The following is a 22,332-nucleotide window of genomic DNA, read 5'->3' as shown; positions in this document are numbered from 1 at the left end:
TAAATTTTGTAGAAATACTTTGAATATAGTAGCGAAATATATTAATTTTGATACGCTAACGAACAGTGACATTTAGACAGAAGATGAGGATGATATGTGATGAGTATACGTTCCAGACAGCAGTTCCTGCACTAATTTAAATTCCAACCGAACCTTATTGAAGACTTATCCCTGCGGAAATCCCGCGCGGGAGCGGTATGCCCAATCTGCCAGCGCCCACTGCGTTTTACCCAAAAAAGTTTGAACAATAGCTAAAAACTACGCCAGATATGGCATATCTAGACACCTACACGCCCCCTTTGACACCCGCGTTGGCGGCCCATTTGCTCCGGAGGGCGACATTTGGCCCCACTCAGCAGGAAATAGCCAATTTTACAGGAAAAACCGCCACCCAGGCCGTCGATCTTCTGATTAGCAATGCTTCCTATCGCCCTTCTCCCCCGCCGCCCGTCGAAATGGACGGCACAAGGAGCGACGTTGGCCAGCCGTTTATTGAAAAGCCATTTGTCAACGCATTGAGCTACACCTATTTCAGCTATGTTAAAAACTGGTGGGTGGGACTGATGGCCGAGCAGAATGGATATCCGTCAGTACTCGAAAAGCTGACTGCATTCTGGCAGAACCATTTTGTCGTGATCCACTCGGCGGTAGAGGATTATCGCTATATGTATCGCTATCTCCGCCTCTTACGCGCAAATGCGCTCGGGAACTTCCGCGATATGGCCATTGCGATCACCAAAGACCCCGCCATGCTCACGTTCCAGAATGGCAACGAGAATACCAAGGAACACCCGAATGAAAACTATGCACGCGAACTGCAGGAAATTTTCGTAGTGGGTCAAAAAGACTTTCATGGCAACTACAATTACACCGAACAGGACGTAAAAACCGCTGCGCAGGTACTTACAGGCTGGCAAACAAAAAACCGTCGCCTTGAAGGCAGCACTACCATCGATTCGCTATTCAACCCGGACCGGCATGATACTTCCGACAAGACTTTTTCTGCCAAATACAATGGCACGACTATCATCGGCCGCTCCGGTTCCACCGCGGGCGACGCTGAGGTTGCAGATCTCATCAACATGCTGGTGCGCCACCCTGAGTCCCCGAAATACATTTGCAGAAGACTCTACCGCTATTATGTGAATCCCAATGTAACGCAGGAAATCGAAGACAACGTGATTGTACCGTTGGCTGCATTTTTTGCCGGCTCCTCCAACAATTTCGCTATCGCACCAGTCATCAAAAAACTGTTGACCAGCCAGATTTTTTTCGACCCAAAGAACATCGCAGCGATTATCAAATCACCGGCGGAGTTTCTGGTGGGCACGGTAAGGTTGTTCGACATGCCCATTGCGGATATGACCACCGAACCGGCGGCATTCGGGCGGATGACAAGCCATTTGGCCGATAACATGAAGCTTTTGCAGCTCAACCTCCTCGATCAGCCGACAGTATTCGGCTCCCCGGCTTATTACCAGACCGGCTTTTCAAAAAACTGGATCAACGAGACGCTGATCGGACTGCGTGGCAGGCGCTCGGATACGCTGGTGTCGTCGGTTATCGAAATCAAACCCGGCCAGTACATTTCAATCGATATCCTGGGCCGCCTCAGAGCGATCCAGCCTAATTTTTCCAATATAGCCGCTTCCCCCGCTATTACCGCTGAGCAGGTACTGGCCGAATTTACCAAGCATCTTTTTGCATTGGAGCTTTCGCAGGAACAGAAGGATTTCCTGATCGACAAGATCATGATGATGAACAGCGCCGTACGTGCCACCTGGACCAGGGAATGGGACGCGTACCGCGCCGCTCCGGACGACGCGACCAAGCAAAGCACGATCCTCTGGCGATGCCGCGCACTGTTAAGATACATGATGAGAATGGCCGAATATCAACTATTTTAATTCCCGCTGTCGATGAAAAGAAGAGATTTTATGTCAGCGGCATCCTCGCTGATGGTCCCTGTGGTGCTGAATGGCTTTGGCGTTAAAGCATTTGCCAAAAGTTCGGCGCTGGTGCAGGCACTGAAACAAACCTCAGCAGCCTACAACGACCGCACCTTGGTGATCATTTACCTCGCCGGCGGCAACGACGGCCTTAATACCGTTATCCCACTCGAATATTACTCCCAGTATTACGGCCTCCGAAGCAACATCGCGATCCCGGAATCCAGCGTACTGAAACTCGCCGGCGCTCCCGAAACGGGCTTTCATCCGGTAATGACAGGTATGCGGGACCTTTATAATGAAGGGAAACTGGCCATTGTCAACTCGGTATCATACCCCAATCCGGACCAGTCGCATTACCGCTCCACGGATATCTGGATGACAGCAGTAGATTCCAGCCAATATGCTACTTCCGGTTGGGCGGGGCGTTACCTAAGCGACCGGTTTTCGGGCTATCCCGAAGGTTACCCCAATGCCCAAATGGAAGACCCGCTTGCCGTTCAGATCGGGCAGATCGCTACTACCACGCTTTTTGGTGACAGGGCCGTTTCCACTGGTGTGAACATCCAGGATCCGAATGCATTTTACCAATTAATCGGAGAGAACAACCAGACGGTGGGTGCGCCATTGCCTTGCTGCGACGCGGGCGACTTACTTTCTTATGTAAGACAAAAACAGGTGCTCGCCGTCGGCTACGCTTCCGAGATAAAGGCGGCGGCGGATGCCGGCAAAAACCTTGGCGCGTATCCCGACGCTTCGCTGAAAAACGAACTGGCGGAGCAGCTCAAAATTGTGGCCCGGCTGATCCATGGCGGTTTGAAATCCAAAATATATTATGTCGAACTCGGCGGCTTCGATACACATTCCGGGCAAGTAGGCACGAATACCACGGAAGGTGTTCATGCCATCTTACTGAAAAAGCTTTCTGATGCGATTGCAGCGTTTCAGAATGACCTAAAGTTACAGGGAATTGAGGATAAAGTACTGGGAATGACCTTTTCCGATTTTGGCCGCCGGGCCTCTTCCAATGCCTCCAAAGGCACCGACCACGGCATTGGTGCGCCGATGTTCGTATTCGGAACCGGCATCAAGAGGCAGGTCATTGGTACCAATCCCGATCTCGTGAACGGCCTTCTGCCCCCCACGCCAGGCCCGGGCGTGAGCAACCGCGACATTAAAATGCAAATCGATTTCCGCCGCGTATATGCCGATGTGCTGAACGACTGGTTCGGTACCGCCGACGCCAAAACCGACCAAATCCTGTACCGCGATTTTAAAACCACGTCTCTCTTCTCCGATGTGGTGCAAACGATCTCCTCCGGCTCCTGGCCGAACCCGGAAATCTGGTCCAACGGCCGTGTCCCCGATGCGAAGGCCATTGTTCGGATCAATTCCGGACATACCATAGATGTGGGGCAAAATATCACGGCGAAAGACGTCAAAGTCGAGTCGGGTGGGAAGCTCAAATTCCTGGGCGATTACAGCGTCAATATTACCGGTTAAATAATAACGATGCTTACAGCGAACAATTCGATATGAAAAATCTATATAAATGCTGCATAACGGCCTGGCTTCTCGCAATGGCAGTAGCCGGTTTTTGTCAGACAGGTATTGTCGAAACCGACCGTTCGGCGACGCGCGGCCTGGTGAGTTTCCCGGCCACGGCTAAATTGACGGGTATCGGTAATGCCAAACACGTGAACGGGTATGTTGAAAAAACAGGAACGGGGTCCTTTCTATATCCTGTCGGGCACAAGGGTGTTTACCGCCCATTCGGAGCGGACGGCGACGGAATTACCGGGGCCTATTTTCTAGAGAACCCGGAAACGGCCACTTTACCCGCCGGTGGCCCTTTTGCCACATCCAGCCGTGAGGGAACCGTCAAAACGGTAAGTACAGCGGAATATTGGGATATCGATGGTGCCAATGCCTCGCGCATTACGCTCACGTGGAATGCGGCCAGTAACGTTGGTGCGCTCACAGGCAACTCGCTCACAATGCTGGGCATAGTAGGCTGGAACACCTCTACTTCTCGCTGGGAACCCGTCAAAGCCGTAGTCGACGAAGTGGCGCATCAGGGTGGCATAAGCAATCTCACGGCCGGTTCAATCACCACCGTGCAGACCGTCGTGCCGAGTACATACAGCATTTATACCCTTGCAGCATTAAATTCAGCTGCCTTGCCAACCAATTACATTGGAAGCCTCGAAAATGTTGCCTGCACGACCATCAATGGATGGGTTTGGGACAAAAATTATCCCGATGTGGCGTTGACCGTCGAACTGGTGGAAGGCTCCACGGTACTCGCCACCGCACGCGCCGACCAGTACCGTGCCGATCTGAAAAATAATGGTACCGGCACGGGCAACTACGGTTTCACCATTCCCACTCCCGGCATATTGCTGGACGGGACCACTCACCAGCTGAGCATCCGCGTGAAAGGTAGTTCTACACTCATTACCGGCTCGCCAAAGGCATTAAACTGCACATTGGGTGGTAGTTTCGAAGGTACTGATTGCTACACGCTGAACGGCTGGGCATGGGACAAAAACAATCCCGGCGACGCACTGACCGTGGTGGTGAAGGAAGGGAGCACTACACATACTACCGCAGTGGCCAATATTTTCAGGCAGGACTTGAAGAACAATGGCACCGGCACAGGCAACTATGGCTTCAAAATACCGCTGCCTGCCGTACTCCGGGATGGTAACACGCACCAGATCAGCATAAGTCTGCAAAATTTAAACTACACATTACCCAACTCGCCGAAGCCGGTCAACTGCCCGGTAAATCAATATATAGGGCGATTCGAAAATGCAGATTGCAACTACATACAGGGTTGGGTCTGGGACAAAAACTACCCTAACTCCGCATTAACCGTCGAGATTTATGAAGGCAGCACCGTGTACGCTACGGGTACCGCCAATATTTACCGGGAGGCGCTGAAAACGGCAGGTTATGGCACGGGCAATTATGTTTTTAAAATACCTACACCAGCCGCGCTCTGGGACGGCAAGAGTCACCAGCTGAGCGTGCGCGTGAAAGGCACCACCGCCCCGCTCTCCGATTCACCACGAACATTAAGCTGCTCGGTGAACCAATATGCGGGTAGTTTCGAATGGTTCGACTGCGAATCCATTAAAGGTTGGGCATGGAACAAAAATGCTCCTAACAACGCGGTGGAAGTGGAATTGTACGAAGGTACCACCGTGTACGCGTCCACCGTGGCAAACATTTACCGCGATGACCTCAAAGCCAACGGCACCGGAACCGGCAACTACGGTTTCAGGATGCCGATGCCGGCCGCGCTCAAAGACGGCCAGAACCACAGCGTCAATATTCGTGTGAAAGGTTCTACGACCGTACTTAGCAACTCACCGCGCGTAGTGAACTGCGCTGTAAATAATTACGAAGGCCGCATGGAGACGCCTGATTGCAGCTACATCCAGGGTTGGGTCTGGGATAAAAATTTCCCCGGCAATGCGTTAACAGTCGAGATTTACGAAGGCTCCACCGTATACGCCACAGGCACAGCCAATATCTATCGTGATGCATTAAAGACAGCCGGAAAGGGGACCGGTAACTACGGCTTTAAAATACCCACGCCGGCCGCCCTTATGGACGGCAAAACCCATCAGGTGGGAATACGGGTGAAAGGCAGCGCATTTACATTAACCGACTCTCCTCGGGCACTCACCTGCGCCGTAAACCAATACGCCGGCAGTTTCGAATGGTTCGACTGCGACGCGATCAAAGGCTGGGTGTGGGACAAGAATGCCCCTAATAGCGCCGTAACAGTGGAAGTTTATGAAGGAACGACTGTTTACGCAACGGCGATAGCCGATCAATACCGCGAAGACTTAAAAAATGCGGGCATCGGGACCGGCAATTATGGTTTCAGGATCGCAATGCCTGCTGCGCTCAAAGATGGCCAGAATCACAACATCAGCATTCGCGTGAAGGCTTCGACGGTTGTGCTGAACAATTCACCACGCGCGATGAATTGCCCGGTGAATGCCTACGAAGGCCGTTTCGAAACCGCCGACTGCGGCTTTATCGCGGGTTGGGTTTGGGATAAAAATTTCCCGGCGAATGCATTGACTGTCGAAATTATCGAAGGCACTATCGTCCACGCAACCGGCGTGGCGAATATATACCGCGAAAGCCTCAAAACAGGGGGTATTGGCACAGGTAACTATGCGTTCAAGATCGCGACGCCGATGAGCCTGATGGACGGGAAAGCACACCAACTGAGTGTACGCGTGAAGGGCACCACATTTGCGTTGGCAGACTCCCCGAGGGCGCTCACCTGCGCCGTAAACCAATACGCTGGCAGTTTCGAATGGTTCGATTGCGAATCGCTCAAAGGCTGGGCCTGGGACAAAAACTTCCCGAACAACGCCGTCACCGTTGAACTCTATGAAGGGACCACTGTTTACGCTACGGCCGTAGCAGATCAGTATAGAGAGGATTTAAAGAACGCAGGCACAGGAACGGGTAACTATGGTTTCAAAATCACGATGCCAACAGCACTGAAAGACGGCCAAAATCACGCTTTGAGCATTCGCGTAAAGGGTTCGACTACCATCCTGAATAATTCCCCACGCACGACCAACTGTCCTGTGAATGCCTATGCCGGCCGCGTTGAAACGCCGAGTTGCAGCTACATCAACGGCTGGGTCTGGGACAAAAATTTCCCTGCGAATGCATTGACCGTGGAAGTTTTCGAAGGGACGACGGTGCTGGCGACCGGCATTGCCAACATTTACCGAGAAGCGCTGAAAACCTCAGGCATTGGCACCGGTAATTATGTGTTTAAAATTGCGACGCCCGCTGCTATCAAGGACGGAAAGGCCCACACGTTCGGCGTACGTGTAAAAGGGACCACTTTCACCCTCACCGATTCCCCGAGAACATTAACATGCACCGCCACCGGAAGGATTGCTGCTCCGGAAGAAATGGTGGAAATCGTTCCGGAGACAACCGGACCGGAATGGAAGGACGACGCCCGGCTCGTGATGGCCCCCAACCCAACCCGCGGGCAGATGACGGCCATTTTTCAGCTCAACAACAAGCAACGCGCGACTATGGAGGTATTCAACCTCGCAGGCCAGCGGATATGGACAGGTGAAGTAGCCGGCAAAGGCGGTACCATACGACAGGCCATCGACCTCGGCACCCAGCCCGACGGCACGTATCTTTTCCAGCTTCGAAGGGGTGCGATGATCCTTACCCGGCGAATAATTTTGGTTAAATAGCATTGTAGAAAGTAAACGGAGAGTCCGCCTCGGCCTGGGCGGACTTTTCATTTGCTCGAAGAAATCACATAGCCGAGGTAGAGGTCAATTTGTTTACCTCCCAAAATGGCCGAAAGAATGCTGTTACTGCCTATGGTGAAACCCTTGTACCGCCATGCGGCACCAGCTGTGAGGCCAGTATGTTCCTGGTAGGCCAATGGCACGGAAAGCACCACGTCGTTTCGCATCCAGCTCGGCACCAGCGTCACATAGGGCACCTGATACAATTTGTACAAATTATTTTTTCCATGCAAGCTTACACCCGCTCCGCCATTTACGAGCCAGTTCGGGGACATACGGTAATCCGCCTGTAAGTGGAGCATTGTCGGCAATGTAATGGTGTAGGCTTCGGTTTTGCGACCGGTACGTGTGAAAAATTTCGGAAATTTGTCAAAAACGCGGGAGGCACGGCTGAACAGCGAATTGTTGAAACTACCATTGAAATAAAGTCGCTCGTCGTTGGTGATGTGGACGTCATACGACTTGCTGTACGTGCTGTCGGGTTTGTATTTGACGTTCCCGATGTCGGTAACTGAGACACCTAACCTGAATTTCCACGGCTCTCCCGGCGCAGTGTGGTAGGCATAGCTCAAACCTATATCCCCTCCTATACTTCCTTCGCCCATTTTGAAAAGATTACCGGTTGAAAATCGATCGAAAAGTTTCCCTGCCGTGAGCGTAGAGACTGTACCTGTGGCACCGGTAATGAAACTCACACCATCGGAATTGATGCGAATAAGCCCCGTAAGTGCGGATACGTCGATGGATGTGTGGGCAACGCCGTTGATGTATTTGAGCGCCCCGCCAATACGCAAGCGGTGCTGGCCGCTGTGCAGCAGCTCATAAGCGAACGAAGCGCCGACGTCCGAGAACGCAGCAATGCTGGTTTGCATGTTCGCAATCTGCGGCAGGCGATACGGGTAACTTTGTTCCACTTTGGTAATTTCCCCTATTTCGGAAAGCAAGCGACCGTCCACATGTCCGTAATTGGCGTGAATGCGCATCCGTGTCGTAAGCGCCAGCGTGAGCCGGTCACCCGCACGAATCGCGACCGACGGCCCTTTAAAATCCAGGGTACCTACCCCAGTCGACACGGAAGAAGTGCCTAAAACATCGGAGCGGAGAAAATCCGCTCCCGATTTTCCAAAATCGCTTATATGAATGGACGCAGTATTAGAAGTCGCCCGGGCGCTTATGGTCACGATATTGGCGGACCATGTTTTACCGTCTGTATCGAGGAACGCAGGGTTTTGAAAACCGGCGGTGATTCCCGGCACTGCCGGCCCGGTCACAGACATTTGCGCGAATGCCGGAAGCGACAACAAGCCCGCGAACGCATTTATCCAGAACTTCGCGATCCCCGTCATTCAGTGTCAGAATTGAAATGATTTTCTCACATTCAACATTAATCCAAACGAGTTATAAAGCAGCCTGCCGGAATCTATTGCCGCAGCCAGACCCACTTCCCAATTATTTTTCACCTTTTTACTACCTTCGAGATATCCGGAAAACTGGTTAACTTCCTGGAAATACGGCGGCGGCAATACTTCTCTTCTTTTGCCCAGCGAAGTACCGATCGGGCTTGTACCGTATGTGCCGAAATTCCTGGAATACGACAAACGGGTGGTAATATTCACACTACCGATGTTGCCGATAAAGCCGGCATTGAAAGCAATCACGCGGTTATTGACGAAGTATTCGCCGGTTTTGTGCCGTAACTCCGCGCGCGCTTCGTGACGGGGTGTGAGAAACGGGTTGCCAATGCCCTGGTCACGGTATGACCAGCCCCCGCCATACATATAGTTGTTATAATAGTTCTCGTCACCAGATTTCGTAACCTTCGACCACAGTTCGCCCGCCTGGTTTTTGGTATATAAAAATTCAACCAGAACCTTGCTCCAACCGGAGTTGCCTTTCCGCTTGTTTTTCAAAGAAATACCCGTTAAACCATCCTGCACGTTCGCCAGTTTGGACAATGCGCCTACGTCGTAGATCTGTTGGCGGTACAAGAAAACCTGCGTTGTACCCAAATCATAGGTTGCACCGAAGTCGATGGAGCCCAGTTGGTTGCCCAGCTTAGTTGCGAATCCGCTATTGGCCCGCCAGGTCTGGCCAGTCACCACGTAAAAAAACGATTGCATCTTGGACAAGTTGAAGCCTTCATAGATATCATCCTCGTTGCCATACATCGTCTGGTGGTTAAACCCAGCGAAGATATTCAGCCGCCAGCCCGGCTTGCCGAAACGTCCGTAAAGTGACTTCTGGTGGTAATAGGAGCTAATAGGCGGGATATTGTCCTTTTTGGCCCCTCCCCCGCCCACCGGATTGATGGGCGTGGTTCCAAACCATCCGTAGCTGAAATTGCCCTTGAACGACAGAATACCGCCCAGTATGGGCAACCGCCAGTATTCGGGTACAGAAAGTTCTATTTTGGGAATACCCAGCGCATTACCGGACACGGCCAAGGCGCCCGACGACAAGGTACTATCTACCAATCCGGTTATATCACGGGAACGGCCCGCTTTCAATTCAAAAATACCCGCTTTGATGGCCGCGAAACCTTCAATCAGCGTGCCCTCTGTTTTGCTGCCTATATTGAGTCGATAGACCATGCCGGCCCGCCAGTCGAACACTCCCTTTCGGCCTGTCTCGTAGCTTTTAGAAATACTCCCGATCAACCCACCGGAAGTTCCAGCGACCGGGACGTTACCGAAACGGTTGGCGCGCATCCAAAATGGCACGACTTCATTGGTAGTAGTTACAATAGGAAGCTCGATACTTGCGTGGAAAAGGCCCTGCTGAGGCTCCTGAAAAAAAATACTGTCCTGTGCGGCAGGCATTGACATATCCTGTGCATGAACCCACACCGGGACGAGCAGGCCCATGCAAACCATGAGCACAAAGGAATTTGAGATTTTCTTCATTAACGTTGAGTTAGTTCTTCGAGAGGGGTATTACGATACCTTTCGGTAAAGTGCATTTGTTCAGGCTGTTACCTAGAAATTCACGATCCGGTAATAGCAGGCTTTCGGGGTCATATTCTCATTAAATAAATAAGGATAGTTCTTTTTGTTCAGCATTTCGGTCAGGTAATTGTCCTTGTCGTAGGGGCTCCAGAGCGTAATGCCGGTCACTTTTCCTTTCATTTTCCGGCATGTGCGGAACAGGATATCGAACACGTCCGCCTGTTCGCGCTGGATTTCCTTGGTATACTGGTCGCTCAGACCTTGTATCTCCGCCGCCTCCAGCACACGCCCGTTCCCCACCTTGTTTTCCCGTTTGGGATAGATCGACACATCGAGTTCGGTAATCTGCACGTCAAGGCCGATGGACGAGAACATATCGATCGTTTCCTGCAAATAGCCCTCATTGATGCCTTCTACGCCATAATGACTCTGCATTCCGATGCCATCAATGGGCATACCCATTTCCTTTTTGGCTTTCAGATATTTAAAAATCCGGTTGCGTCGTTCGGGGTCTTCGAAACCGTTGTCGTTATAAAACAACTTGGCAGTCGGGTCGGCCTTGCGCGCGGCGGCGAATGCGCGCTCGATGTATTCACTGCCAATCATATCGTAAATCTTCGCGCGTTTGGGCGTCACAGGTGCATTACCGAAAAACTGATAGCCCTCATTCACCACATCCCAGCAATACACCTTGCCTTTGTAGCGGTTCATCACGGTAGTCACGTGCTCGTCGATCCGTTGCATGATCTTCTCTTTGGAAGCATAGTCGTTGCCGTCCATAAAGAACCAGTCGGGCATCTTCTGAAACCAGATCAGTGTGTGCCCCCGCACTTTCATATCATTGCTCTGAGCAAATTCAACGGCCTGGTCCGCCTCCGCCCACGCATAGGTTTTTTCTTCGGGATGAATGTATTTGGCTTTCATACCATTCATTGGCGTGATGCTCGAATACTGCGTTGCGATGAATTTAGCACGCCTGGCATCCGTAATCATGCTGGGAGAAACAGCGGTACCGATCGGGAAGTAATCTTTATAAGCCTCGCGCAGCGACTTCTCGTCTGTACCGACAGAAGTTCCCTCAGTGGATGCCACTTGGGAATATTCGTGGGCTACGGACGCCTTATTGGGAACGTCCGTCCAGGAGGTAAGGCTGATCACACCACAGAACACGGTCATTACCAGGCATAAAACAACGAGTTTCATATCAGGGTATCTGATTAATGAGTCATAATAAAAATTTCAATCTTCGATTAAGTGTGTATACCACGTAGGACACTATGATGGACAGGCACACGGCCATCGGGAAAAGGTAAACGTTAGGCATTCCCCCGAAGTAGTCTTGCAAGAAAAGAATCACGCCAGTGTGTGTGAAGAAAACCGCATTCGCAATATCCGCCACCAAGCTATCCGACTTCCGCCATTTCGATTTAAACAACAAAATCATGATCGGCGGACAGAGGAACAGCAGCGAAATATACAGGTTTACCCCGAGCTTGTATTTCAGGCTCAGGTATGATTCGATCAGCAATGTAACAGTGCCTATCAGTATTGCAATATAACAATTCCGCCGCGCACGTGCATCTAGTTCGAAGTGGGTATTGCGGATGATGTGCCCGAAGGCAAAAAACGGCAAACCGAAAAAGAGGAAGTTGCGGTACATTACCACATAATGTTGCGGTTGCTTAAAACGCGGTGCAACCACGTCCTGAATCACATATCCGACAATGAACAGCCCGATTACCAGTACCATGAGCATCCGTTGCGAAACAGGCAGGTACCGTTTGATCAAATACAAAAAGATGGTCGCAAAAATGAGACTGATCACATACCACAGATGGTGAAAGCCGAATACGATCAGTTTCACCAGGTATTTAGGGTTCCCAACGACCGACTGGTAATAAGCCGGCAAATACAGCAGCATCCACACGGCATACAAAATAAGCAAATGCGTCATGTACTTTTTTACCTTCGTTTTATCCGTCAGATTCACGAAATACCCATTGATCATAAAGAAGCATGGCACGGCAATCCGCGAAATGCCGTTCGAGAACAGCCAACCTATCATATAGGCTGAATCTTCGCTTGCACCGCTGTACAATGGCAAATGTACGGCAATGACCAGAAAGCTGAGCGATAGTTTTGCGATGTCCAGATTGGCGTTTCTTTCCAAACCTTGTGCGTTTTAGCCGCGCATGAGCGCTGTTTCTTATTTACCTGAGAAAATATAACCGCGTACCGAGCTGATGAGCGAATCGGACGCCACTTTGCGGATTTGCGGGGATGACGCAGAACCGTTCGTGGCAGCGCTCATTCTGAGCAACTTCTGGACCAGTTCCTTTTCGTCAAATGCTACTTGCACATAACCGAGGTCCTGCATTTTCTTCGCCGTCGCGATCTGATGATCGTTGCGGTGCTCACCCATGCTGGCCAGGCGCGGCAGGATGAGTAGCGGCTTCGCCTGTGTGAGCGCGGAAATGATCGTGCCCATACCCGCGTGCGCGACTACGAGACGTGCCTCTTCGAAATACGTGTTAAACTGGTCGGGCGATAAGAAACCGACCGTTTCCAGATTTTTCACCTGATACGAGGATTCAAATACCTGCGCGACGATCCGTTCACCGCTTAATTGCGGCGCGATTTCATCGATCGCCTTAATAAGCCGATCGAACGGAGCCTGAGTACCTATTGTGACAAAAATCATGACAATATATTTCCTGCGAATAAAATTTTGTCCGTTGCAAGTTGCGGCCATTGAGTGTACACCCGGCTGGCGAATTTAGAAGCGATTTTGCCGCTCATCGACAGCTCTTCCACATTGGCGATACTATCCACCCAAATGGTGCGCTTGCCAAGGATTTTGGCGGAAATCAGCCCCATCAGGCCCGGTGCCGCGCCGGTCGTGATTACTACGTCGGGCTTTTCCCTGCGAATAATGCCGAAAACGTCGAAAAACGACTTAATCAGCTTCATTTTGTCCCAGCGGCTGGCATCAGCCACGGCGTAGAACTTGCTGCCTTCCACCATTTTGGCAAAATCGGGTTTGGTCGAAACGAATATCAGCTCCGCTCCTTCAAATGCCGGCCGCAAACGCAGCAGTTGCACCCAGTGGCCGCCTACCGAAGCTATGGCTATTACTTTCATTTTCTTAATGTTATAAAAAACAATGGATATCAACCAACATATTCCTTTTCCGAAACACCCAGCAGTTTTAAAAACCGGAAAGCCATTTTCCGCGGGCTCAGATCGGCCACTTTACCGAGCGACAACCGGTGGTAACGGTCGAGCAAGTCGTCGCTGTGGATCATCCGCTGAATGCCCTTCGCCCATTCACGGTCGTCGTTGTTTTGAATCACCATGCCGGCGTGACCCGGTTCGTGGTCTAGTTTCAAAAAATCGGTGAAGGAAGGGATGTTACTGCAAATGACGGGCAGGCCGTACGACATCGCTTCGAGCAGCGAGTTACTCAACCCCTCATATTTGGAAGGAATCAGGAACACATCTGATGCACGCAATAGCAGGCGTACCTGGTCGCGGTCGAGGTCACCGAGCATCACTACTTTCTGTTCAACGCCTTCTAATTTGATCAGATTCGTGATTTCATCCCTCAGCGGGCCGTCGCCGCCGAGGTAGAGCACAGCGTCATTTAAGTGTTTCATCGCTTTCACGATTACCTCGTGGTTCTTCTGGTCGTGCAGGCGGCCCACGCAGGTAAGGACTGTCTTGTCAAACGGGATGCCGATCCGGTTCCTTGCATCGGCTTTCGAAATCGTGAAATCCGGCTCCTCCACGCAGTTGTTGATCACCGACAAGTGCTTTTTATAGGCTTCCGGATATGCGCCGAATGCGTCCATTCCCGCTTTGGAATTACACACATTGGCCGTGTAATAACCGCGTGAGCCCAGGTAACGGTCGAGTGTGCGCACCACGGTGCCGTAAATCTGCGGCGGGTTGCGCTGCGAGGCTACGCGATGTTTGATTCCCAGCGACCGGCCGATCACGGACGTGAAAATATTTGCCAGTGGCAAGAAGCTGATCAGCGCATCGGGGCGCTCGTCGATCATCACTGCCTTCAGGCGTTTGTAAACTGTATAGTAATCGGAAAGCGAGCTCAGTTCATCGCTGAGATAATAGGCTCCTTCGATATTCGAATACTGCGATTCGATCTTTTTCAGGAACACAATTTTGCTTGCGGGAAAATGTAGTTTCACTTCCTTATACAATGCGACGATCATCTTGATTGCGCCACCATTATTGGATGAGTTGATCACAAAGAGGATTTTCATAGGACGAGCGTGTGGATGAGTTTATACTACAATTTCCGCTTTAGGGGCCAGAATCACATTATTGGATACCACCGTTGCACCGGCGGGGACATCTTTGGTGACCACGGAATTGGCTCCCACCCTACTTCCCGCGCCTAGTACTACCGGCCCGGCGACCACCGCGTTAATGCCTACCACTACATCCGATTGCAACCACGGCTGACTGAAAGTACGGCCATTCAAGGTGCGCTTTTTACCAATGTTCCCGCCAATAGTAGCGCCTTGGTAAACTTTGAAATTCCCTTCTGCAAGCACATTATGGCCGATCGTAACCCCTGTCCCGTGAAGGATTACAAAGCCGCCCCTGAGTTTGGCACGCGGGTCGATCTCGACGGAGAAAAGAATGCGGTTGATCAGCCAGAAGACCCTGGCCAGTGGAATGAGCTTGATTTTGTAAAGCACGTGGCTCACGCGGAAGAAAATGTTGCAATAGAACATCGTCTTCACGAACGGCTTCAATTTACTGCCCGAATGCTCGGCATAGGCGGCGTAATCCTTTAAAATTGACATACTAACGTTGAGTTTGATAGATTCAGCAACCCGCCGACAGGCATACGCGCGCCGGTTATTTTGTGAACAACTTCTGAAAATCTTCCTTCGTCGCCGACTTGTAAGCCGACTGTACACGTCCCAGCCTGGAAGCCGATTTCATGGCTTGCGCTAAACCTTCCACGTCGTCGACCTCCACTACGAAACCATCCACGCCTTCCCGCACAATGCGACGGATGACGGGAATGGACGCGGTTACCGCTACCGGTGTGTTCAAATACAATGATTCGATCACTACGTTGGGCAAGCCTTCGTTCCGCGATGGGAGCACGAGGCAGTCCGCGAACTTCATGTATTGGTAAGGATTTTCTTTAAATCCGGTAAAAATGATTTGGTCTCCGATATTCAAATCAGCCTGAATAGCCCTCAGCTCTTCATAATAGGGGGCAAAACCACCTTCCACTTTCCCCACGATGTACAGTTTCGAGTCCGGTTCATCGGCCAGGAGCTTTCCAAAGGATCTTATGAGCACATCCAGCCCCTTGATACGATCAATGCGGCCCACATACACGTAGTTGGTCGACGTACCTTCGAATGGAGATGGCGCGCCTTCCAGCTTTTTGTTGATCTGTTCTACATTGATCGGGTTGGCGAGCGTCGTGACCTTATTCCTGGGCAGGCGCAGGACTTTCACGGCTTCGTCACGCATCTCATCGGTTTGTGCGATCAGATGGTCCATGAAACGATAGGCTACAAAGAGCCGTGCTTTCTGGATGATGGATTGTGTATATAAATAATTGTTGCTACGCAGGATCACTTTCACCTTCGGGAACATGATGGACGCGAATGCGAGCCGGATATTGATTGGCATCAGCGAGGAAAAGACGTAATCCGGCTTTTCCTCGCGCATTACCCTGGCGAGCTTACCCATAAGGCCGTCCTTATAGTTTTTGACGTGAATGTAATGGCAGGTCCGCTCTTCAGGAATGAAGTTGCGGATCAGCCCGATTTCCTTCCCGACAATATAAAAAATGACATCGTAACGGCTGCTATCCAGACAGCTGGCTATAAACAGCGTCATTTTCTCGGCACCGCCCGCATAGCAGTTCACGAAGAAAATCGCCTTTTGTCTGGTTGTATCAGAGGTTGCTAATCCGCTCATTATATTTCAGGTAACCCTTTTGGATCAGGCGGTCGGGGGGAAGCGAGAGCAGCAATGCCTTCTTCTCCTCACGACTCATGCCCTTGGAGTGCACATTATATTGTAAGTTGTTCTTCTTATACTCTTCGACCGAGCAAATGATTTTCGCCGGGTTACCGCCAATACATACATTGTCAGGCACCGACTTAGTGACCACCGATCCGGCCGCTACGAGTACATTGTTACCGATCGTCACGCCGGGAAGGATAAGGCTGTTATTGCCTACGTACACGCCGTCGCCGATCACAACCTTGCCGAAACAATCAAAATCGGGAATTTCCCGTCGGAACATGAATGCTCCCCCATGCGTGAAGATTTTGACACCGTTGGTAATCTGGCAATTATTGCCAATGGTAATGAGGTAAGGCTCGGACGACCAAGTGACGCTGATCAACTGACAGCCGCTGCCGACCTTCACACCAATTGAACGCGCATAATCCACCGGTGATAGCCACCACCGTTTCAACATATTCTTTAAAATTCCTAGTCTTCCCATTCTCGTAAAGGGCTGGTGAGTGCTGGTTATGCGTTTACGGACTGCCTGACGTGTGAGAGAATGTATTGCGTCAGCTTTTCCAGATCCTGATCCTGCCGCTCCTTTACTTCCCTTATGCGCTTTTCCTGCTTGCGAATAAATTCCGCACGGATTTCTTTGTTCTCCATTTGCAGGATACGCATCTTGATCTCACTCACCATCAATGGGTTGAAGTACAATGCACTATCCCCGCAGATTTCGGTAATGGATGAGATCGCAGACGCGATGATGGGTGTTCCTAGTGTCATCGCCTCTACCGGCGGGTAACCGAATCCCTCGTTCAGGGACGGATAAACAAACAGGTAAGCCCCCTTATACATCGAAAGGAGCGTTTTCGCATCCACATAATCGACGAACACGAACCGCGATGGGTTCTTAATGTATTTGTCGAAAATGTGCTTGTTCTTCGAGCCCGTCAGGATCACTTTTCCTTTAAAATCCGGGCGTTCGGTAAATATTTCATCGAAGGCCATAGCTGCGCGCAATGCATTTTTTACCCAGCGGTCGGCGCTCACCATCATATAATATTTCTCGCCGGCGTCATATGGCTCCACTTTCTTCAATTCACCCACCGTCGACGGCGAATAGAACACCTCGATATCCTCCTGTTTCAGATAAGGTACGAACGATAAAATCGAAGCCTTCGAATGCTCCGAAACCGTAACGACATGGATATTTTTTTTCTGAAAAACCTCACGGTACTTCTTCAAAGTGAGGTCGAAAGTTTTCTTCGATTTGTATTTGTAATATAAATCGTAACCTAACTTGAAGCTCTTGCTACGATAATCGCCAATGTATTTATCATAAGGCAATTCCAGAACGCGAAGCCCGTGAACCGTAGTAATGTAGGTAATATTATCACCGATATTATTGAGGTCCGTTTCGATAATAGGGCTGTAAACCACTCCCGGGTGCTCGGCCACGGTTTCCTGCAAAGAACGCTGGTTCGAATCGACCATCGTCAAATGGTTATCCCGACAAATCTGCGCGATTTCCGGGTTCAGCCATTTCTCCGAATTGTAATAGGCAATGATGTCTTTTGAACTATTGGCGAGGGATTTAAACACGATTTCACCGTACTTTCCCCCTCCGTGAAATTTCGTATTCCCGACAGGTTGTGTTTTGGTTAAATCAAATATCAGTTTCATCGTCTTGATCTGGTTAACGCGTATCTGTTAAGGTATTTGGCAGGAAGGATAATCTTAAACGTGTCTGGCCTGAACAGGTTCAGGCAAACCACAAAAAGCAACAACGGGAGATATTGCGTAAAGAGCGAGTTGTTAGTCGAAGCCAGCAGAATAAATGACAAGCAGATCACCATTCTGTTATAAAATGAATACTCGCGTACGTAGGGTGCCAGCAGCTTAATGTACAAAATCACCATGCCCGCCACAAACAGAATGCCAAACAATACAATTTCACAAACCCAGAAATTCTCGATGATCAATAGCCCGGCCAGCTCTTTCATCAAGTCAAAGTCCCGCATCGAACGGCCAAACAGAAAGTCCGAAATCGTGTGGCCGTCAAATATGGCAAACAGGTCAAAGCGTTTCTGCGCACTCGCCTGGTCGAGAAGCTCGGTTTTAAAAAGGCGATCGCCTAATCCCTGGTAAAAAACCAGGTAAGCAGCTATCGCGAAGAATGCAGCAGAGGCCGCATATACAAACAATTTAGTCGTAAACTGTGCTTTCTTGTCGCCCAGCAATTTTAGGATGTAGAAAGCAAAGAAACCCAGGTTTACAATAATCGCCATCCGCGCGTTGAATGCGAGCACCGCCACAAAGCCCAAGCCCCATAATGCGAACTTATATTTGTCCTTAAGGGAGGATGTGATAAAAAATGCGCTGAGTACTGTCACCATCAATGCATTGCTCAAAGGTGCGCCATGCAATGCCACACTCCTGAACGATTCCCGCAACCGGAAATTCATCAAGTGTGACTGGAATGTAGTATCGATCCAAAGGAAAAAATGGGTCCGGAAGAGGTATTCGGCAATGGCTACGAGGCATTCGAAAATATAGAATGCGATGATAATCTTCACAACCTTCCTCTTTACGAGATAATCGTCCTTTGTTCTTATTTCTTTGGGAATCAACAGATAAATGAGCGGCGTCGCGAAGAGGATGGCTGCGCTTCTCAGCGAATCGGTAAGAATACCCGCGTAGATCCTGTAAACGATCACAAAAGCGATCAGCAGCAATACGCCAATCTCATATTTACGATCTTTGAATGTCCTGGTGCGGAAGCTCATTACCAGTACTCCCACAGCGGTCGCCACGATCAGATAAAAAAAAGTATAGTTATCTATTTTCAACGTGTTCAACACGTTGGTACCAATAAAAAATATGAGAAAGAAAACTAACGCTATTATCCTAGTCATCTTTTTATTTTCTTAATTACAACACCTTTCAGATACGCCATTTCATCACGCGGCATACCGAACAAAAAAGTAAATAGAAATCCCAGCGAAAGGCTGATTACCCCTTCAATAATAAACCGGAACACCGGCTCCAGACCCGCGATCATATAATGGGCGAGCGTAAGCGAAATCACCATCGCAGCAGCCATGTACAGCACAGGAAGGATCACATTTCTTACATACCGGTCAAATTTAATATTGAGCTGTTTATCAACATCATAAATCGTATATAGCCAGAAAAAAGCGTCCATTGTGATAATCACGAATATGGGGTAGTAAGGATTTTTCACCAACAACAGTATCCCATACGAAATAGGCAGTGCGAGTAGGGTAAAAATGCGTCCGTATAGCTGAATGTTCTTGATCCGGCCAGTAGCGGTGGCGATCTGGCTGTAAGGGATCGGAAGCATCCAGAAATAGGATTGAATCAACGTCAGCTCGGTGTACAGTTTGGTATACTCCGGCACTTCCTTCAGCCAAAATGTAAGAATGAAATTCGTTTCAAAAAGGATTGGAAGTGATACGAACAGCACCATGTAAAACACATAAACAGTCGATTTCTCTGCCAGCGTTACCATGCTTTCTGTCTCACCTTTTGCATAGGACTGGATAATCTGCGGCTTAATGGCAAGGTAAATGTTATTGACAAACTGGTTGATAAACCGCCCCGCTGTAGAAGCCAACCCGCGCGCCGCATTGACAGTCGGCCCGAAGAACAGGTTGAGAACCACATTGATTCCCTGCACACCGATGGCCCATGAAATATAGCCGAAAGCGTTCACGCTTACGAAGCCTGCCATTTCCCGGAACAACGCATTGTCCCAAAACAACTTGTAGTGCGATTCGGGGTATTTCATATAGCAGTAAACCATATGCGCCAGAAACACCACTCCTTGAATAACCACGATCAAAAAACCATAATAAGCAAGTTTATCGAACGGCGTGTTTTCGCCAATCAGATAAACGACCGCCAATTTAGCCACTCCCTCAAAAATACTCAGATACGCATACACGGACATGCTCTCACGCGCGACGATCACGCTTTGAAAACATATCTGATTAATTTTAATAAATGCGGCTAGTGTGGATAGCTGGTAAACCCAGAAAGCGGCTTCACGCCGGCCATCCGGAATGACCAATTTGTTATTGAACATCCATAGTCCCAGGGTTTCGAGTAACAATACAATAAATATGGAGAGCAGGAAATGCAGGCCTACACTTTGGGAAAAATAACGATTGGTAAGTCCCATATCATTTTTTCCTAAACCAATATTCAGGTAGCGCTGGGAAGAGTTGGTAAGGCTCGACGATACGAACTCCAGCATCATTACTACCGACCCCACTACATTGTAAATACCCAGGTCTTCAACGCCCAGCACTTCCAATACCACACGGGACGTATAAAGCCCAATGAACATCAGGAGGAACATCCTGACGTACAGGAAAAGGGTATTTTTAGCGATTTTGTTTACCTGAGAAGACATTCAAACTGTGAATAAATATTCGTTTTAAAGAACGGGATTGGTAATATAACCTTCTGTGGCTGTCTCCTTGGCAAATATTCTGGCCGGGTTTCCCACTACCACGCTATTCGACGGCACGTCGAGATTCACATAGGAATTGGGCGCAATAAGCACATTGTCGCCAACTTCTATACCTCCTACAATGACAGCACCAGGGCCAATATAAACGCTGTTTCCGATGCTTGGTGCGCCTTTCTTCTCCCCTCTTTTAGTATTTCCTATTGTAACGTTGTGCAGTAACGTACAATTATCGCCGATACGGCTTTGGGAATTGACCACGATCCCGCCGAAATGCGGTAACAACAGACCTTTACCAATTTTTACCGAAAGTGGGATCTGTATACCGTATTTCACGCCATAGCGCCGGTACAAAAGTCTGCACAGGAACCCCAGCGGACTACTTTTCGGATATTTCTGGGACAACCTGTAAAAAGCGATGAACCGGAATGGGTAATTGAAAAACAACCGGGAAAGAAAGGCCTTAGAGCCCGTCTTTCCCGCGCTGCGAAAAAGATCATATTTTAATGCGCTTTCCATAGGGTGTGTTACGAAGAATGCACTCAACCAGGATAATACCAGGCATTATTACACGTAATGCGCCGCCAACTGGCCGCTGTATTCAAGGTACCAATCGGCAAATTCCTTTATACCAGAGCTGAGTTCGACCTGCGGTTTGTAATTGGTAATGCGTTCGAGATTTTCCTGGCTTGCCCATGTTCGGGGAACGTCGCCGGCTTGCATCGGCAAAAAGTTTTTAAGTGCCTTGGTCCCGATACCTTGTTCGAGTTCTTCAATAAACTTCATCAGATTCACCGGTGAACCGTTACCAATGTTGAGCACGCGGTATTGCGGATTTTCTTCGAACCCTGCCACCATCGTTTTGGTGACTCCGTCGACGATATCACCCACGAACGTAAAGTCGCGTTCCATATCGCCGTTATTGAAAACCTGGATAGGCTTGCCTTCGGCGATCGCACGGGCAAAAAGCATCGGCGCCATATCCGGACGTCCCCATGGGCCATAAACGGTAAAGAAGCGCAGGCAGGTAATAGGGATGTTATAAAGATGGCTATATGAATGAGCCATCAGCTCGTTGCTCTTCTTGGTAGCCGCATAGAGACTTACGGGCGAGTCTACCTTGTCCTCTTCCGAGAAAGGGATTTTAGCATTGGCACCATACACCGACGACGACGAGGCATGAACAAGATGCCTTGGTGGAAAGTAACGACACGCCTCGAGGACATAATGGAAGCCGATAATGTTTGATTGCACGTACACATCCGGGTTCTCGATCGAGTAACGTACACCTGCCTGTGCCGCAAGGTTGATCACATAGTCAAACTGCTCAGCCTGGAACAAACTGAAAAGCTGCTGCTTGTCTTCGAGATTCATGCGCACGAAGCGGTAGTTGCTGTTAACCGTGCTGGTTACCAGTTGATACCATTTGATCTTTTCCTGTTGGATACCAGCCTCTTTCAGGCGCGCATACTTGAGTTGTGGTGAATAGTAGTCATTGATATTGTCAAGGCCTACCACTTCGAAACCTTCTTGCAGTAGCTGCTTTACCGTATGAAACCCGATAAATCCGGCGCTGCCTGTTACTAATACTTTCATATCTGTTGAGTAATCCG

At 49.7% G+C, this 22,332-nt stretch carries 18 protein-coding genes; 3 read left to right on the top strand and 15 right to left on the bottom strand.

Annotation, left to right across the window (positions count from 1 at the left end):
- Positions 1-269 precede the first annotated feature (269 nt).
- The 3 genes from ACQ4MZ_RS13735 to ACQ4MZ_RS13725 are packed head-to-tail and all read left to right on the top strand — an operon-like array spanning position 270 to position 7,207.
- Complete coding sequence (locus ACQ4MZ_RS13735; RefSeq protein WP_430845642.1) at positions 270-1,907, top strand: DUF1800 domain-containing protein; 1,638 nt, start codon at positions 270-272, stop codon at positions 1,905-1,907.
- Between the two features lie 12 nt (positions 1,908-1,919).
- Positions 1,920-3,452, top strand: coding sequence for a DUF1501 domain-containing protein (locus ACQ4MZ_RS13730; RefSeq protein ID WP_430845641.1), 1,533 nt, complete (start codon positions 1,920-1,922; stop codon positions 3,450-3,452).
- A 32-nt stretch (positions 3,453-3,484) separates the two neighbouring features.
- Positions 3,485-7,207 (top strand): T9SS type A sorting domain-containing protein, encoded by a 3,723-nt coding sequence (locus ACQ4MZ_RS13725; RefSeq protein WP_430845640.1) that lies wholly within the window; start codon positions 3,485-3,487, stop codon positions 7,205-7,207.
- A gap of 47 nt (positions 7,208-7,254) precedes the next feature.
- Here ACQ4MZ_RS13725 and ACQ4MZ_RS13720 read toward each other — a convergent pair whose 3' ends face one another.
- From ACQ4MZ_RS13720 to ACQ4MZ_RS13650, 15 genes are all read right to left on the bottom strand, one after another.
- A complete protein-coding gene (locus ACQ4MZ_RS13720) occupies positions 7,255-8,613 on the bottom strand; it encodes a DUF5723 family protein (RefSeq protein WP_430845639.1) in 1,359 nt (452 codons plus the stop codon).
- Positions 8,614-8,619: 6 nt separating this feature from the next.
- Entirely contained in the window at positions 8,620-10,170 is a 1,551-nt protein-coding gene (locus ACQ4MZ_RS13715; protein ID WP_430845638.1) for a capsule assembly Wzi family protein, read from the bottom strand.
- Positions 10,171-10,242: 72 nt separating this feature from the next.
- The gene (locus ACQ4MZ_RS13710; RefSeq protein WP_430845637.1) at positions 10,243-11,415 is read right to left on the bottom strand and encodes an endo-1,4-beta-xylanase; all 1,173 of its coding nucleotides are present in this window, start codon (positions 11,413-11,415) and stop codon (positions 10,243-10,245) included.
- A gap of 22 nt (positions 11,416-11,437) precedes the next feature.
- On the bottom strand, positions 11,438-12,382 hold the full coding sequence (locus tag ACQ4MZ_RS13705; protein ID WP_430845636.1) for an acyltransferase family protein: 945 nt from the start codon (positions 12,380-12,382) through the stop codon (positions 11,438-11,440).
- Between the two features lie 36 nt (positions 12,383-12,418).
- On the bottom strand, positions 12,419-12,913 hold the full coding sequence (locus tag ACQ4MZ_RS13700) for a glycosyltransferase (protein WP_430845635.1): 495 nt from the start codon (positions 12,911-12,913) through the stop codon (positions 12,419-12,421).
- The gene (locus ACQ4MZ_RS13695) at positions 12,910-13,353 is read right to left on the bottom strand and encodes an oligosaccharide biosynthesis protein Alg14 (protein ID WP_430845634.1); all 444 of its coding nucleotides are present in this window, start codon (positions 13,351-13,353) and stop codon (positions 12,910-12,912) included. The genes ACQ4MZ_RS13700 and ACQ4MZ_RS13695 overlap by 4 nt, the downstream gene beginning before the upstream one ends.
- A 29-nt stretch (positions 13,354-13,382) precedes the next feature.
- A complete protein-coding gene (locus ACQ4MZ_RS13690; protein WP_430845633.1) occupies positions 13,383-14,495 on the bottom strand; it encodes a glycosyltransferase family 4 protein in 1,113 nt (370 codons plus the stop codon).
- Between the two features lie 21 nt (positions 14,496-14,516).
- Positions 14,517-15,044, bottom strand: a complete 528-nt coding sequence (locus ACQ4MZ_RS13685) for a serine O-acetyltransferase (RefSeq protein WP_430845632.1) — start codon at positions 15,042-15,044, stop codon at positions 14,517-14,519.
- Positions 15,045-15,099: 55 nt separating this feature from the next.
- Positions 15,100-16,185, bottom strand: coding sequence for a glycosyltransferase (locus ACQ4MZ_RS13680; RefSeq protein ID WP_430845631.1), 1,086 nt, complete (start codon positions 16,183-16,185; stop codon positions 15,100-15,102).
- Entirely contained in the window at positions 16,163-16,720 is a 558-nt protein-coding gene (locus ACQ4MZ_RS13675; protein ID WP_430845630.1) for an acyltransferase, read from the bottom strand. Before ACQ4MZ_RS13675 ends, ACQ4MZ_RS13680 begins: the two co-directional genes overlap by 23 nt.
- Before the next feature lie 26 nt (positions 16,721-16,746).
- Positions 16,747-17,907: a glycosyltransferase gene (locus tag ACQ4MZ_RS13670; protein WP_430845629.1), complete on the bottom strand. Its 1,161-nt coding sequence runs from the start codon at positions 17,905-17,907 to the stop codon at positions 16,747-16,749.
- Positions 17,904-19,139, bottom strand: coding sequence for a hypothetical protein (locus ACQ4MZ_RS13665; protein WP_430845628.1), 1,236 nt, complete (start codon positions 19,137-19,139; stop codon positions 17,904-17,906). Before ACQ4MZ_RS13665 ends, ACQ4MZ_RS13670 begins: the two co-directional genes overlap by 4 nt.
- On the bottom strand, positions 19,136-20,662 hold the full coding sequence (locus ACQ4MZ_RS13660; protein WP_430845627.1) for a hypothetical protein: 1,527 nt from the start codon (positions 20,660-20,662) through the stop codon (positions 19,136-19,138). Before ACQ4MZ_RS13660 ends, ACQ4MZ_RS13665 begins: the two co-directional genes overlap by 4 nt.
- A gap of 24 nt (positions 20,663-20,686) precedes the next feature.
- On the bottom strand, positions 20,687-21,238 hold the full coding sequence (locus ACQ4MZ_RS13655) for a serine O-acetyltransferase (protein ID WP_430845626.1): 552 nt from the start codon (positions 21,236-21,238) through the stop codon (positions 20,687-20,689).
- Positions 21,239-21,286: 48 nt separating this feature from the next.
- Positions 21,287-22,315: an NAD-dependent epimerase/dehydratase family protein gene (locus ACQ4MZ_RS13650; RefSeq protein WP_430845625.1), complete on the bottom strand. Its 1,029-nt coding sequence runs from the start codon at positions 22,313-22,315 to the stop codon at positions 21,287-21,289.
- Positions 22,316-22,332: the final 17 nt, after the last annotated feature.

It is taken from the genome of Dyadobacter sp. BHUBP1 (assembly GCF_050587785.1).
GTDB lineage: Bacteria > Bacteroidota > Bacteroidia > Cytophagales > Spirosomataceae > Dyadobacter.
This window is presented reverse-complemented; position numbering and strand designations above follow the sequence as displayed.

What these genes read in the sequence shown, in the direction of transcription:
- ACQ4MZ_RS13735 (WP_430845642.1), top strand. Translation starts at nt 270, where the DNA reads ATGGCATATCTAGACACCTACACGCCCCCTTTGACACCCGCGTTGGCG.
- ACQ4MZ_RS13730 (WP_430845641.1), top strand. Translation starts at nt 1,920, where the DNA reads ATGAAAAGAAGAGATTTTATGTCAGCGGCATCCTCGCTGATGGTCCCT.
- ACQ4MZ_RS13725 (WP_430845640.1), top strand. Translation starts at nt 3,485, where the DNA reads ATGAAAAATCTATATAAATGCTGCATAACGGCCTGGCTTCTCGCAATG.
- ACQ4MZ_RS13720 (WP_430845639.1), bottom strand. Translation starts at nt 8,613, where the DNA reads ATGACGGGGATCGCGAAGTTCTGGATAAATGCGTTCGCGGGCTTGTTG.
- ACQ4MZ_RS13715 (WP_430845638.1), bottom strand. Translation starts at nt 10,170, where the DNA reads ATGAAGAAAATCTCAAATTCCTTTGTGCTCATGGTTTGCATGGGCCTG.
- ACQ4MZ_RS13710 (WP_430845637.1), bottom strand. Translation starts at nt 11,415, where the DNA reads ATGAAACTCGTTGTTTTATGCCTGGTAATGACCGTGTTCTGTGGTGTG.
- ACQ4MZ_RS13700 (WP_430845635.1), bottom strand. Translation starts at nt 12,913, where the DNA reads ATGATTTTTGTCACAATAGGTACTCAGGCTCCGTTCGATCGGCTTATT.
- ACQ4MZ_RS13695 (WP_430845634.1), bottom strand. Translation starts at nt 13,353, where the DNA reads ATGAAAGTAATAGCCATAGCTTCGGTAGGCGGCCACTGGGTGCAACTG.
- ACQ4MZ_RS13690 (WP_430845633.1), bottom strand. Translation starts at nt 14,495, where the DNA reads ATGAAAATCCTCTTTGTGATCAACTCATCCAATAATGGTGGCGCAATC.
- ACQ4MZ_RS13685 (WP_430845632.1), bottom strand. Translation starts at nt 15,044, where the DNA reads ATGTCAATTTTAAAGGATTACGCCGCCTATGCCGAGCATTCGGGCAGT.
- ACQ4MZ_RS13680 (WP_430845631.1), bottom strand. Translation starts at nt 16,185, where the DNA reads ATGAGCGGATTAGCAACCTCTGATACAACCAGACAAAAGGCGATTTTC.
- ACQ4MZ_RS13675 (WP_430845630.1), bottom strand. Translation starts at nt 16,720, where the DNA reads ATGGGAAGACTAGGAATTTTAAAGAATATGTTGAAACGGTGGTGGCTA.
- ACQ4MZ_RS13670 (WP_430845629.1), bottom strand. Translation starts at nt 17,907, where the DNA reads ATGAAACTGATATTTGATTTAACCAAAACACAACCTGTCGGGAATACG.
- ACQ4MZ_RS13665 (WP_430845628.1), bottom strand. Translation starts at nt 19,139, where the DNA reads ATGACTAGGATAATAGCGTTAGTTTTCTTTCTCATATTTTTTATTGGT.
- ACQ4MZ_RS13660 (WP_430845627.1), bottom strand. Translation starts at nt 20,662, where the DNA reads ATGTCTTCTCAGGTAAACAAAATCGCTAAAAATACCCTTTTCCTGTAC.
- ACQ4MZ_RS13655 (WP_430845626.1), bottom strand. Translation starts at nt 21,238, where the DNA reads ATGGAAAGCGCATTAAAATATGATCTTTTTCGCAGCGCGGGAAAGACG.
- ACQ4MZ_RS13650 (WP_430845625.1), bottom strand. Translation starts at nt 22,315, where the DNA reads ATGAAAGTATTAGTAACAGGCAGCGCCGGATTTATCGGGTTTCATACG.